This window comes from Alphaproteobacteria bacterium (assembly GCA_016124955.1).
GTDB lineage: Bacteria > Pseudomonadota > Alphaproteobacteria > UBA9219 > RFNS01 > RI-461.
The window spans coordinates 195,300-208,638 of record WGMR01000006.1; the positions used below are offsets into that span (position 1 = coordinate 195,300).

Annotated in this window: 14 protein-coding genes; 10 read left to right on the top strand and 4 right to left on the bottom strand. The window is 60.0% G+C overall.

The window, feature by feature from the left end:
- Positions 1–5 precede the first annotated feature (5 nt).
- From rlmN to GC131_05570, 4 genes are read left to right on the top strand one after another with little or no spacing between them, the layout of a single operon-like run.
- Positions 6–1,208: a 23S rRNA (adenine(2503)-C(2))-methyltransferase RlmN gene (gene rlmN / locus GC131_05555; protein ID MBI1273529.1), complete on the top strand. Its 1,203-nt coding sequence runs from the start codon at positions 6–8 to the stop codon at positions 1,206–1,208.
- The gene (locus tag GC131_05560; GenBank protein ID MBI1273530.1) at positions 1,202–1,921 is read left to right on the top strand and encodes an HAD-IA family hydrolase; all 720 of its coding nucleotides are present in this window, start codon (positions 1,202–1,204) and stop codon (positions 1,919–1,921) included. Before rlmN ends, GC131_05560 begins: the two co-directional genes overlap by 7 nt.
- A complete protein-coding gene (locus tag GC131_05565; protein ID MBI1273531.1) occupies positions 1,918–2,169 on the top strand; it encodes a hypothetical protein in 252 nt (83 codons plus the stop codon). Before GC131_05560 ends, GC131_05565 begins: the two co-directional genes overlap by 4 nt.
- 17 nt (positions 2,170–2,186) lie before the next feature.
- Entirely contained in the window at positions 2,187–2,405 is a 219-nt protein-coding gene (locus GC131_05570; protein ID MBI1273532.1) for a hypothetical protein, read from the top strand.
- On the opposite strand, the gene parC is transcribed toward GC131_05570, so the two are convergent.
- Positions 2,398–4,659, bottom strand: a complete 2,262-nt coding sequence (parC, locus tag GC131_05575) for a DNA topoisomerase IV subunit A (GenBank protein ID MBI1273533.1) — start codon at positions 4,657–4,659, stop codon at positions 2,398–2,400. The genes GC131_05570 and parC overlap by 8 nt on opposite strands.
- A gap of 50 nt (positions 4,660–4,709) precedes the next feature.
- On the bottom strand, positions 4,710–5,468 hold the full coding sequence (gene recO, locus GC131_05580) for a DNA repair protein RecO (protein ID MBI1273534.1): 759 nt from the start codon (positions 5,466–5,468) through the stop codon (positions 4,710–4,712).
- A 174-nt stretch (positions 5,469–5,642) separates the two neighbouring features.
- Between recO and GC131_05585 the strand changes: the two genes are divergently transcribed.
- Positions 5,643–6,038 carry a DUF305 domain-containing protein gene (locus GC131_05585; protein ID MBI1273535.1) on the top strand — a complete coding sequence of 132 codons (396 nt, stop codon included), beginning with the start codon at positions 5,643–5,645 and terminating at the stop codon, positions 6,036–6,038.
- Positions 6,039–6,043: 5 nt separating this feature from the next.
- Here GC131_05585 and GC131_05590 read toward each other — a convergent pair whose 3' ends face one another.
- Positions 6,044–8,233 (bottom strand): PAS domain S-box protein, encoded by a 2,190-nt coding sequence (locus GC131_05590; GenBank protein ID MBI1273536.1) that lies wholly within the window; start codon positions 8,231–8,233, stop codon positions 6,044–6,046.
- Between the two features lie 252 nt (positions 8,234–8,485).
- Here GC131_05590 and GC131_05595 point away from each other — a divergent pair, with 252 nt between their 5' ends.
- Entirely contained in the window at positions 8,486–9,847 is a 1,362-nt protein-coding gene (locus GC131_05595) for a pentapeptide repeat-containing protein (GenBank protein MBI1273537.1), read from the top strand.
- A 391-nt stretch (positions 9,848–10,238) separates the two neighbouring features.
- Positions 10,239–10,583: a hypothetical protein gene (locus GC131_05600; protein MBI1273538.1), complete on the top strand. Its 345-nt coding sequence runs from the start codon at positions 10,239–10,241 to the stop codon at positions 10,581–10,583.
- Between the two features lie 10 nt (positions 10,584–10,593).
- Here the strand turns inward: GC131_05600 and GC131_05605 are convergent, their stop codons facing one another.
- A complete protein-coding gene (locus GC131_05605; GenBank protein MBI1273539.1) occupies positions 10,594–11,415 on the bottom strand; it encodes a methyltransferase domain-containing protein in 822 nt (273 codons plus the stop codon).
- 42 nt (positions 11,416–11,457) lie between these two features.
- Between GC131_05605 and GC131_05610 the strand changes: the two genes are divergently transcribed.
- From GC131_05610 to GC131_05620, 3 genes are read left to right on the top strand one after another with little or no spacing between them, the layout of a single operon-like run.
- Positions 11,458–12,207, top strand: coding sequence for a ComF family protein (locus GC131_05610; protein MBI1273540.1), 750 nt, complete (start codon positions 11,458–11,460; stop codon positions 12,205–12,207).
- Positions 12,208–12,257: 50 nt separating this feature from the next.
- A complete protein-coding gene (gene grxC / locus GC131_05615) occupies positions 12,258–12,521 on the top strand; it encodes a glutaredoxin 3 (GenBank protein ID MBI1273541.1) in 264 nt (87 codons plus the stop codon).
- Positions 12,518–13,339, top strand: a complete 822-nt coding sequence (locus GC131_05620) for a carbon-nitrogen hydrolase family protein (GenBank protein ID MBI1273542.1) — start codon at positions 12,518–12,520, stop codon at positions 13,337–13,339. The genes grxC and GC131_05620 overlap by 4 nt, the downstream gene beginning before the upstream one ends.

Below are 13,339 nucleotides of genomic sequence, written 5' to 3' on the forward strand. Positions count from 1 at the left end.
GGGGCATGACAACGCCCATGGATACCACGCCCGTACCAACGCAGCCCGCCGCCCAGGATGGCCGGCAAAACCTGATCGGCCTTTCGATGGACGAGCTGAAGGATGCGCTTGTCGCGCGCGGGCTTGAGCCGTTCCGCGCCAAGCAGGTCTGGTCATGGATGTATTGCTGGGGCGTGCAGGATTTCGAACAGATGACGACGCTGGCCAAACCCGCCCGCAAGGCGCTGGCGGAGCATTTCAGCATCGCGCGCCCGGGCATCACGCAAGACCAGCAATCGACCGACGGCACCCGCAAATGGCTTTTGCGCATGCCGGACGGGCAGGAAGTCGAAACCGTCCATATTCCCGAAGCGGACCGCGGCGCGCTGTGCGTTTCCAGCCAGGTCGGGTGTACGCTGACCTGCCGTTTTTGCCACACCGGCACGCAACGGCTTGTGCGCAACCTTACCTCGGCCGAAATTGTGGGCCAGATCATGCTGGCGCGCGATTGCCTCGGGGAATGGCCTTCGACGAAGGACGAGCGCATGCTTTCCAACATCGTTATGATGGGTATGGGCGAGCCGCTGTACAATTACGACAGCGTCGCCAAAGCGCTCAAAATCGCGATGCATGGCGAAGGCATCGCCATATCCAAGCGACGTATCACGCTTTCCACATCCGGCGTCGTGCCGATGATCGAGCGTTGCGGGGCTGAGCTGAATGTCAATCTCGCGGTCAGCCTGCATGCGGTGACGGACGAGCTGCGCGACAAAATCATCCCGCTTAACCGCAAATACCCGCTGGCCGAGCTGATGGAAGCCTGCCGTAACTATCCCGGCCTTACCAATGCGCGCCGCATCACTTTTGAATATGTGATGCTGAAGGGCGTGAACGATAGCGACGCCGATGCGCGGGCACTCGTAAAACTTTTGGCCGGCATCCCGTCCAAGGTGAACCTTATCCCCCTCAACGCATGGCCCGGTGCGCCGTTCGAATGTTCAGACGACGCGCGCATCCAGCGTTTTGGCGATATCGTTAACGCCGCCGGCTATGCCAGCCCGGTGCGCACGCCGCGCGGGCGCGATATTCTGGCCGCCTGCGGGCAGCTAAAATCGGCCAGTGTGCGCGTTTCGGCCGCCGAGCGCGCGGCGATCGAAAAAATCATCGCCGAAAAAGACAGGGCGCAGGGGCTGGCGCTCGCGGCGGCGGAAGGCGGCGCGGCATGCTGATCGTCTGGGATATCGATGGCACCTTGCTCGATAGCTACCCGCATTACGAAAGCGCCGCGCGCGCGCACTGCGCCGCGAACAACCTGAAATTCCCCGATCCGGCCCTGCTGAAACGCGGTTTCGGCCACCCGCAATGGTTCGATTACGGCTGGCCCGGCACGCATGCGCAACAAAACGAGATCAGGCGCGGTTTTTATGAACGCCTGCACGCACTTGACGCATTGCCGGAAACGCCGGTCAGGCTTTTTCCCGGCATTCCGCAAACGCTCGCACGCCTCACCGAAGCGGGGCATCGCCATGCCATCATCACCAGCCGCCCGGATGCGCCGCTAATGCACGTTTTGCGGCGCGAACAGATGCAGGATCACTTCGCCTGCATCCTCGCCGACGAAAGCCGCAAACCGCTTGGCCTGAGAAGCAAACCATTCCCCGATCAGTTAAACTACGTCATGCAGCAGCTTGACGCCAAGCCGTTTGAAACCGTGATGGTGGGCGATACGGAAATGGATGTGGCGATGGGCCGCGGCGCCGGCACCGTTGCGGTGGGCGTGCAATGGGGCACGCATGATAACGATGTTTTGCGTGCCGCCGGCGCGCATTTTCTGCCAGCGACGCAGGACGAATTGTGCGCCATCATCGCCGAATTGCATGCGGGGCACTTGCCCTCCGATATGTCCTCCATCACTCCGCCCGTTTATCCGCAACCGCAATGAACGCTTTTCTCCAACATCCAGTCACCGGGGCGCTTCTGTTCTGCGCGCTTTCGCTCTGGCCGTTGATGCGGATATTCCGGCGCGTGGGGCTACGGCCCGCCTGGGGATTGCTGATATTCGCCAACCTGCTGCTGCCGTTCCTCGGCATTGTGCTGGTGGCGGGTACGCTCGGTCACCGCGCATGGCCGCGCATCCCCAAAATCCCCCGCCCGGCAAAGCCGAACAAAAAAGACTGGAGCGCGGCATGATCGAGCTGCTCGATACGCTGCATGCGCCAACCGCATGGTTCTTCACGCTGCCGCCTTGGGCCGCCTTCACCCTGCTCGGCGTGATGATGACCTATGCAATCGGGCTGGCGGGTTTTATCCTCGCGCGCATGGGCATCAAACCGCTTTGGGCGCTGCTTATACTCGTGCCGTTCGCAAACGTAACCATGTTGTGGGTGCTGGCTCACAAAAAGTGGCCTGCCGAGCAAATCAGCTAAACTTGTTGCTGCGCGCGAAACCCGTCGGCGCAATGCGGCCCGCTTGCGCGCGCTCGCCCAGCCATGCGCGCAAATCAGCTTCGGTGCGCGTCTTATCGCCCGCCTGCCAGCTAAGGCCTTCCTTCAGCGTAATACATTTCACGTCCGATAGCGCGCCATCCTTGTATTTCTGCAAGATCACGCCGCGCCCGCGCGCCATTTCCGGCAATTGCTCAAGCGGGAACACAAGCAGTTTGCGGTTGGTGCCGATCGCGGCGATATGATCGCCTTCCACAGGGGCGCATGCCGCAGCCTGCGCGCCGGCGCCGACATTCAGCACCTGCTTGCCGTTCTTGGTTTGCGCAAGCACGTCATCGATTGAAACGATAAAACCGCGGCCATCGCTTGAAGCAACCACCAGTTTTTGCCCTTGCCGGTATTTAAACAGCGCCACGATTTCGGCTTCCTGCGGCATTTCCACCATCAGACGCACGGGTTCGCCCAAACCCCTGCCGCCCGGTAGCTTATCGACGCCAAGCGTATAAAAACGCCCGTTACCCGCGAGCATGAGCATCTTGTCGGTGGTTTCGGCATTGATAACGAAGCGTTCCTCGTCACCCTCCTTGTATTTCACGGCGCCGCGCGCCGCCTTGTCTTCGGCGACATGCCCCTTCATCGCGCGCAACCATCCCTTGGCCGAACAAATAACCGTGACGTTTTCGCGTATGATCACGGCTTCCACCGGCACCAATATCTCGGGCGGCGCGTCCGCAATTTCGGTGCGGCGCGCGCCAAGCGGCGTGGTTTTGGCAAAGGTTTTCTTGAGCGCACCGACCTCATCTTCAATAGCCTGCCAGCGGGCCTTTTCGTCTTTCAACAATTTCTTCAGCGCCGCACGCTCGCCCTGCAAATCCTTTTCTTCGCGCCTGATTTCCATTTCCTCAAGCTTGCGCAAGCTGCGCAGCCGCATATTCAAAATCGCTTCCGCCTGCATTTCGGAAAGCTTGAAGGCCTTGATCAGTGCAGGCTTGGGTTCGTCTTCGCGCCGGATGATTTTGATGACCCTATCAATATCGAGATAGACGATCAGATAGCCGGCAAGAATTTCAAGCCTCTGTTCGATATGCCCGAGCCGGTAGCGCGAGCGGCGCTCCAGCACTTCCATGCGGTGATCCAGCCATGCGCGCAAAACTTCGCGCAAATTCATCACGCGCGGCACGCAATCCTTATCGAGCACGTTGAGGTTAAGTGCGAAGCGGCTTTCCAGTTCGGTTTGCCGGTACAGCGATTCCATCAGCACCTTGGGATCGACGTTGCGGCTTTTCGGCACCAGCACAAGCCTTATGTCGTCGGCCGATTCGTCCCGCACGTCATCAAGCAACGGCAGTTTCTTGTCGTTCAGCAATTCGGCGATTTTTTCGATCAGCCGCGCTTTCTGCACCTGGTAGGGAATTTCGGTGACAACAACCTGCCACATGCCCTGCTTCAGATCCTCAACTTCATACTTCGCGCGCACGCGGAAGGCGCCGCGCCCGGTTTTATAGGCTTCCGTCACGGCTTCGCGCGATTCCACCAGAATGCCGCCGGTGGGAAAATCGGGCCCCGGTACAAAACCCGCAAGCTTGTCGAACCCGGCATTGGGATAATGGATAAGGTGTTTCAACGCATCGCACAGCTCGGCCACATTATGCGGGGGAATGGATGTCGCCATGCCGACCGCAATCCCGGCCGAACCGTTGGCAAGCAGGTTCGGAAAGGCAGAAGGCAGCACGGCGGGTTCCATACCGCTGCCGTCATAAGTGGGGCGGAAATCGATCGCGTCGTCGTCGATCCCTTCCAGCAAAAGCCACGCCACTTCCGTCAAACGCGCTTCGGTGTAGCGCATGGCGGCGGCGTTATCGCCATCGATATTGCCGAAATTGCCCTGCCCGTCGATCAACGGGTAACGCTGCGCAAAGTCCTGCGCCATGCGCACAAGCGCGTCATACACCGCCGTATCGCCGTGCGGATGGAATTTGCCGATCACATCGCCCACAACGCGCGCCGATTTTTTCGGCGGCAATCTGGGTTCGAGCTTCAGTTCGCGCATCGCGAACATCAGCCGCCTGTGCACCGGCTTCAGCCCGTCGCGCACATCGGGAAGCGAGCGCGACATGATGGTCGAAAGCGCATAGGACAGATAGCGTTCCGAAAGCGCGTCGGCCAGCTTCTTGTCGCTTATGGGCGCGGCGGGCGGCGGTGTTTTGGTTTTACGGGCTGCGGTTTTCTTGGGCATGAATCACATATGTTTTGATGCGGCTGGTGTGACAGGCGGGCGCAAAAAGGTCAAGCCGTCGCGCGGTTATCGCCGGCGCGCCGCTCCAGCACATCGGCCAGCCTTTGCCTTGCGGCGGGCAGCGCGCCTGCGCGGGGCGCATGGTCCGCCTGCCCTTTTTGCGCAAACACATGGCGCAAAAGAAAATGCCCGGTGAGCGCAAGGCCTTGCAGCACTTCTTGCGGTTCCCACCCGGCTTCGCCGAGCAAAAAGGGAGGCAGCATCAAAAGCCTTTCGCGGTAGGCGGCGCCTGCGCCTTGCGAAACTGCCCGCCCCGTGCGCGGGCTGACATACGCAAGGTTGACGGCCGTTCCCTCCACCGCGCAGCGCGTGAGATCGAGCCCGTAGCCGAGCGCGGCGAGCAGCCCCAGTTCCCATTTCACATAAGCCGCGCCCCAGAGCGCGGAATCCTCGAGCGCCAAAAGCGCCAGCAGCGCGCCATAGACATGCGGCAAGGGTTGCCGTTCGGGCAGCGCGGCATCGGTCATCGCGCAGGCGCTTGAAATGGCAGCGAGCGCGAAGGCATCGTCGAACCATTGCGCGCCGCAGGTGGCAAGCAGATCGAGCGAGTAGTTGCCCAGATGTTCGGGCAGCCGTGCGCGCCAGCGCGCGCGCACATGGTTGCCGGGTTGCAGCAAGCCTTTTGCCTTCTGCCCGCCCGGCATAAGACCGGCATGGCGGCCATGGTCCGCCGTCAGCAGCATGACGATCGTGGCATGTTCGCCATGCGCCCGCGCGCCAAGCACAATACCTTCATCAAGCCATTCCATGGCAATTCCCGGGCGGTTGCATGATGACGGGGCAGGGCGGTATCTTCATGCCCTAGAATCTAGCGCCCCCGCCCCCCATGATGCAAAGGAGAAATCAGCATGCCCATTATCCGCGCCTGTTCCCTCGCCGCCGCAATTCTACTGTTCACAGCCGTCAGCCCCGCCGCCGCCTGCATGCATGCGCAAAGCCGGTCATGCATCGTCGGCAAAATCAGCAATTGCAGCGGCGCCGCCTATGTCCAGAGCGGGCCGGAGGCCGCCCCGGCGAAAATGCCTGCACCTTCCACCAAGGCCTATATTGAATCGAACATGAAAATGCATCACGGCATGGCCATCCCGTTCAGCGGCGATGCGGATGTGGATTTCGTGCGCGGCATGATCCCCCACCATGAAGGCGCGGTCGATATGGCCAAAATCGTGCTGGAATACGGCCAAGACAAAAAAATCCGCAAGCTTGCCCAAGGCATCATCAAGGCGCAGGAGCGGGAGATTAAAATGATGAACCAATGGCTTGCGGCCCATGCCGTGCCAGTGCAACCGGGTACGATGAACCCCGCACATCATCACTAGGACATTTACATTTCCGGCTCTTTTTCCGGTTCTTCCGGCGGCGCGGCGGCCACGGTTCTTGCCTCCGCGGTCACGGGCTGCAACCGGTCCTTGGGGATGATCACGGTCACGGTGGTGCCGATGCCGAGCTGGCTTTGAACGTCAAGAATACCGCCATGCAGCTCGACCAGTGCCTTGGTGAGCGGTAATCCAAGTCCCGTGCCTTGCGTCTTGCGGCTGAGCGCGCTTTCGATCTGACCGAAGGGCGCGAGCGCGAGCGGGATATCTTCGGGCGCCATGCCGATCCCGGTATCTTCGATCGTGATGCAAAGCCGCCCCTTGCCGTCCATGCCCGCCGTAAGCGTCACGGCGCCGCCTTCGGGCGTGAATTTGATGGCGTTGGTCAGAAGGTTGGTCATTACCTGCTTGAGCGCACGCTCTTCCGCCCTTACATGCGGCAAATCTTTCGGCACGCGCGTGCTCATGCGCAAACGGTGGGATTTGGCGCGCGCAGCCACCAGCCGCACGCAGGCATGCACAACCTTTTCCATATCCACAACGGTTTCGGAAAGCGCGCGCTTGCCCGCCTCGATCTTCGACATATCAAGGATGTCGTTGATCAGGGAAAGCAGCAATTCGCCGCTGTCATAAATATCCTTGGCGTATTCCACATATTGCGGCTGCCCCACCTGCCCGAACAGCTGGTCCTTGATGATTTCGGAAAAGCCGATGATGGCGTTAAGCGGCGTGCGCAGTTCGTGGCTCATATTCGCAAGAAACTCCGATTTACTGCGGTTCGCGAAATCGGCCTGCTCCTTGGCGGCGATAAGGCCCAGCTCGGCCTGCCGGCGTTCGGTCACGTCATACATGGTGCATTCGTAGTAATTCACTTGCCCGGCCTGGTCGCGCACCACGTGGCCGCTCATATTTACCCAGATGATCTTGTGATCCTTGGTAAAAAGCGCAATTTCGTGGTCGCGCTGGTTGCTTTCGCGCAGGCGCGTAAACCACGCGGCGCGCGCCTCCATGTCCACGAACAGCTTGCCGCGCAAATCGGGCTGCTCGGTCAGAATATCGGGCGGATCAAGGTACCCAAGCGTCCGCGCCGCGGTTTTGTTGGCGTTCAGCCATTCGCCGTTGGCGGCGATCTGCACGATGCCGATGCCGGCATTCTCGAAAATATTGCGGTATTTGTGTTCGCTGTCGCGCAGCGCCCGCGCCATGCGCTCTTCGTCCACGATCTTGCGGTTCAGCTCGTCATTGGCGCGCTGCAGTGAAAGCGCGAGGTCGGCCACCGTTACGCTGCGCGTGCGCAGCGTGCGGATATAGACCATGGTGGCGATGGTCAGAAAACCGCCGATCAGCAATACAAGATAGGGCAAAACCAGCACGGCGGCATAGTTGCCGCGCGGCTGCGCCGTATAATCGACCGCCCAGATCCTGTCGTTGAGCCGAATGATATCGTGGCCCGCCTGTTCCTCACCCAGCCAACGATGGTCCATCACCGGGCGACCGAGCAAAAAGAACGGGGTTTTGTTGAAATCCGGGTTTTCGATTGCGGCAAAGCTGGTCAGCACATCGTCGCGCACAAGCACGCCGATTGCCTCGAACAGCGGCGCGACCGGCGTTACGCTCAGGATATAACTATCCTGTTGTCGCGCGATCGCAAGCGCCACGAATAATACATTGCCGTTATGCGCGCTGATCGTATCGCCGGGCAAAATCGCCGAGCTGATGCTTTTGGTCTCCCGCGTATGCTCCAGCAATGCTTCAAGCTTCGTGACGGACGCAAGCAATTGCTGGTCGTTGAGGCGGAAATCTTTGTCAAGGATACTGCGCTCGATCACCATGCGGCCTTCGTGCACAATGATTTTGTATAAACCCGCTATCGCCAGCGCGTCGATGTTCAGCCGTTCGGTGAATTCCCGGATTTCCTCCTGCTGCAAATCGGGTTTGAGCCGGTAGGCGCCCGCGAGCGCGCTGACAACATCCTGCGTCGCATGCACTTCGCGCTGCAGGCTGTCGATTGCCTTGAGCGCGGGCTTTTCAAGCTGGCGCGCGATAAACCAGTTGATCTCGCTGCGCACGAAATAGAAAAACCCGCTCGACGCCGCAGTGCCTACAATGATCACGCCGATCATCAGCCAGAAGTTTTTCGACTTCGGCAGGCTGAACAGCCAATTGACCCAGCTTTTGATGGCGATGTGGCTAACCAAATGATGCGGCCCTTTTGCAGCGGAAGGATATGCGGGGCTTCAAGGTTAAAATTGTCCGCTGTTGATACCTAAAAAGCCGTTAACTTATTGATCGGTGATGGTATTCGCCGTATTGCAGCATTTGTTCCGGTTAAGAAAAAATGCGTGGAAAACGTGGATTCCCGGGCATTTTCTTAACTTTTTATTATAATTTTTGATAAATGCTTAACTTACAGAATTTAGTTAATTAGTTACGTATGAAAGGTACTTCAAATGGACGAAGAGCAGCAGTTAAAACGCCCCTCCCTGGAAGACGTTTATCACATCGTTGAAAAGCACCAAGCCTACCGAAGGCTGCAACGCGGCGGAGCGCGGGCGAACCTGAAGCTGATGGATCTTTCCTACTACGATCTCAGCGGCATCGATCTTTCAGAAGCGGATTTCAGCGGCTCCAAACTTTCCAACGCGCGGCTATCCGGCTCCAGCCTCGCAGGCGCCAACCTTTACGGCGTCGATCTTGAAAAGGCCGATATGATGCGCACCGATCTCAGCAAAGCCGATATGCGCGGCTCGGTGCTGCGCGGCGCCAAGATGAATTACGCCAAACTCATCCAGGCGGATTTGCGCGACGGCACACTGGTGCGATGGAACAAGAAAGGCGAGGTGGATTGGAGCGCGGCCAAGGCGCGGCGCGCGCCCGTCAACCCCGATGACCTGACAACCGCACATGGCGCGCAGCTGGAAGGTGCACGGATTTCCGGCAACTTCACGGTGCAAACCGATCTGACCGGCGCGGTGCTGCGCGGCGCGAAGATGGAGAAAGTGATGCTCAACAACGCCAACCTTACCGGCGTGGATTTGCGCGATGCCGACATGGCGGGCGCAAACCTGGCCGGGGCGGAGCTGCGCGGCGCCAACATGCTGCGCGCGCATCTTGAAAAAGCCATCCTTGATGAAGCCAAGATGATCGGCACCATCCTTGATAGCGAACAGCTGGCGCACGCTTCGGCCAAGAATATCGTGGTCGCGAAAACGATACGCGAGCTGGGCGAAACGGTCGAACAGCTTTTGTCGCAACATAAGGAATGGATCGAAACCAACGGCAAGCGAGGCAGGCGGCTCGATCTCGGCGGGATCGATCTTAGCGAACAGAACCTGAAGGGCCGCAACCTTGCGGGCGCGCTGCTTTCGGGCGCCAAGCTGGGCAAGGCGAACCTGCGCGATGCCTGCATGGTGATGGCCGATTTTTCGTACGCCGATTTGCGTAACGCGGATCTGCGGGGGGCCGATCTGCGCGGCATCAAGCTTGAGCGCGCGACACTCACGAACGCCCTTCTGGCGGGCGCGCGGCTCAACATGCTGCAGATCATCGGCTCGCGCGAACTGGAATGCCGGGCACAGCTTCCCTATGCCTGGCTCGATGGCGCCAACCTCGCCGGCGCCGATTTGCGCAAGGCGAACCTGATCGGGGCCGATCTTTCCGGCGCCAATCTGCGCAACGCCTGTCTTGCTTCGGCCGATCTGACCTTCGGCAACCTTACGGGCGCCGACATCACCGATGCCGATATCGAAGGCACGGAAATGGGCAGCGCAAAGCTTGTGAACGTCACGGGCTATACGAAGCCAAAGGGCTAGAACGCCCGCTCCGTCAGCCGCTTGCCGCGATTCGTGGTTAATGCCGCGCACCCGCATCACAACTGAATACTTTCGGAAAAACCGGTTATTATCGGATCAAGAGCCTTTCATTTTGCAGGATTAAACATATGAACGTCCCCGACTACGATACGAACAAGCCAATCTGGGATTCAGAGAACACCGCCGCCGTTGTCCAGGAAGCCGGAAAAACTTTGCAACGCAGGGCTGTCGAAGCGGACAAAATAATCAGCGAGCAGGATGCCCGTTTACTCCGCCTGGATATGCGGTCTTGCATATACAACATGCAAAACAATAGCACCGAAGAACTCAACAAAATTGGGCTACGGCAAAAACACGGCTTGCAGAGACCAGCTACGGCGCCGCCAACCAGATGTCCAAGTTTGCGGTTACCATTTCGAGCATGCATTTACATCTATTCGGGGGAAACTATTCATCCGGCTTCAACCCCGGCGATGTGATTGGCGCTGAAGTCTTGTATAAAGACGCCTCCAAACAACTCACCGCATGGGCCGATACTCTTGTCAAAGACGGAAAACTGGAAGCGGCGGCAAGGATGCTGGCCCAGTTTCAATTATATATCAACCAAAACTATGCCGGCATGAGCGTCATGAACCCGCATTTTACGCCAGAGCGTGAAAGGTTTGAATCGACCTTGAGCAGCCAGCAAAAGCAGGAATTCCAGCGCCATTATACCGCTCACCTGAACGCTGGCTGAATTAGGAAAACTATTCCGCCCAGCCGTGCAGCCACACGATCTCGAAGGTCGTGCGGATGCGCCCGCCGGCTTCCGCATAATCCCGCGCATAATATTCGGCCGCGCGCATGAAAACGGCGCGGCGTGTCGGGATTTTCAGCCGCGCAATCTGTGCGTTCGCTTCGCCCATGCCGCGCAGATCGCGCATCAGGGCAAACATGTCTTCGTATGTCACCTCTATCGTCTCGCTGTCCGCCACCGGCAGCGCAAAATTCGCGCGCTGCAGGAGCGCGGCTGCATCGCGTAGCCCTGCGGCGGGTGAAACGCGCGGGCTTGCGCCGCCTGTTATATCCAGCTCGGCCCGCATCATGCAATCGCGCAATTCCCGCAGCGTCGCGCCGCCCGGCAGCGCGGCAATAAACAGCCCCCCCGGCTTCAGGCAGGCGCGCGCCTGCAAAAGTGTGCCGGGCAGGTCGTTGACCCAGTGCAGCGCAAGGTTGCTGGCGATCAGATCGAAGCTGCCGGACGCGAAGGGCAGAAATTCCTCGTCTGCCACAATTGCCCGAGCGCCTTCCGGCGGCGCAAGCCCTGCCGCAATCACCTGCCGCGTGCCCGCCCGCGCCGCGATTTGGCGCGCCAGCCCGGCTTCCCGGCAACCGAGATCGAGCACGCAAGGGAATTCCCGCTTGATATCACCGAGCCGTTCCATCAAACGTCCGCCCGTCTCTTCGAACAAAAAGCGATGCGCCGCAAGCCCCGGCGCGGCGCGCATGAAGCGGCGGCGCAGCAGCGCGCGATCGAACAGCCGGGCGGGCCCTGTTTCCGGCGAAGCGGCTTTGCGGGGAACATGCATTGCGCTATTATAAGGCCAACCCCTCCGCCCGGAAAAGCCTTGATGGCAAAGCCGCTTGTCGCATCATTCATGAAACTGTGGGACGGCATGCTCGATGCCGTGCTGCCGCCTTTGTGCCTCGCCTGCCGCGCGCCGGTGGCGCAGCAACAGGCGGTTTGCGCCGATTGCTGGCGCAAGCTGAACTTCATCGGTCCGCCCTGCTGCGACGGGTGCGGCATCCCCTTCGCCGTACCCGCGCTGGAAGGCAGCCGCTGCGGCCAGTGCCTCGGTTTTCCGCCCGCCTTTTCCGCCGCGCGCGCCGCGCTGGTGTATGACGATGCCAGCCGCGCGCTTATCCTCGGGTTCAAACATGCAGACCAGACCTTTGCGGCGCAGGCGCTGGCAGGGTGGATGAAACGCGCGGGGCGCGGATTGCTGGACGGGTGCGATATGATCGCGCCCGTGCCGCTGCATTATTTCCGTCTCGTGCGGCGGCGCTACAATCAGGCCGCGATTTTGGCAAGCGAGCTTGCCGGCATGAGCGGGAAAAAATGCGTGCCCGATCTTCTGATCCGCCACCGCGCCACGCCATCGCAAGGCACGCTGCATCGCCGCGACCGCGCGAAAAACGTGAAAGACGCCTTTCGCATCAACCCGCGCCACGCGCCGTTCTTGCAGGGCATGCGCGTGCTGCTGGTCGATGACGTGCTGACCACCGGCGCGACCGTCAACGCATGCAGCCGCACATTGCTGGAAGAAGGCGCCGGGACGGTTTCCGTGCTCGCGCTCGCGCGCGTGCATAAGCTTTCATGACACTGGCGCAAAGGGCGTATGGCGCGGTATAATGCCATAGGAGGAATCCTATGCCTGATATTATTGTCTATAGCGGCCCGAACTGCCCCTATTGCTTGCGCGCCAAGGCGCTGCTTGAAAAAAAGGGCGTCACCTATACCGAACATAATGTGCAGGGCGACCCTGCGTTGTTGCGGGAAATGCTGCAACGTTCGGGCGGAAAACGCACGATCCCGCAAATATTCATCGGCGCGCAGCACATAGGCGGCTTCGACGATCTGTACGCGCTTGACCGCGCCGGCAGGCTTGATCCTTTGCTGCAAGGTGATCCATGAAGTTCCGCGCCGCCTGCATACAAATGAGCTCGGGGCCCGAAATCGCGCCCAACCTTGAAACCGCCGGCACGCTGGTGCGCACCGCACACAAGGACGGCGCGCAATTCATCGCGCTGCCGGAAAATGTCGATATGCTGATGGCCGACCGCGCCAGAAAGCTTGCAGCCGCGCTGCCCGAAGACAAGCACCCCGGCTTGCCCTTCTTCGCGGGCCTGGCGCGCGAAACCGGCACATGGATCATGTGCGGCAGCCTCGCCATCAAGCTGGGCGCAGAAAAAATTGCCAACCGTTGCTATCTTTTCAACCCGGAAGGCAAGCGCGTTGCGGCTTACGACAAGATCCATATGTTCGATGTCGATTTGCCGAACGGCGAAAGCTACCGCGAATCCGAAACTTGCGCGCCGGGGGATCGCGCCGTGCTTGCGCCGGTGCCGTGGGGCAAGCTTGGCATGACCATATGTTACGATATGCGCTTCCCGATGCTGTACCGCGCGCTGGCGGAAGCGGGCGCATCGATCATCACCGTACCGGCTGCTTTTACGGTGCCGACGGGGCAGGCGCACTGGCATATTCTTTTGCGCACGCGCGCGGTGGAAACCGGCTGCTTTGTCCTCGCGCCCGCGCAATGCGGCACGCATGACGGCGGACGGAAAACATACGGCCACGCGTTGATCGTCAGCCCGTGGGGCAAAATACTCGCGGAGGCCGAAAACGAGCCCGGCTTTATTGCCGCCGACCTTGATATCGACGAGGTTGCGAAAACCCGCGCTTCGCTGCCCAGCCTGCAACACGGACGCAACTTCCAGTTGCCGAATTAA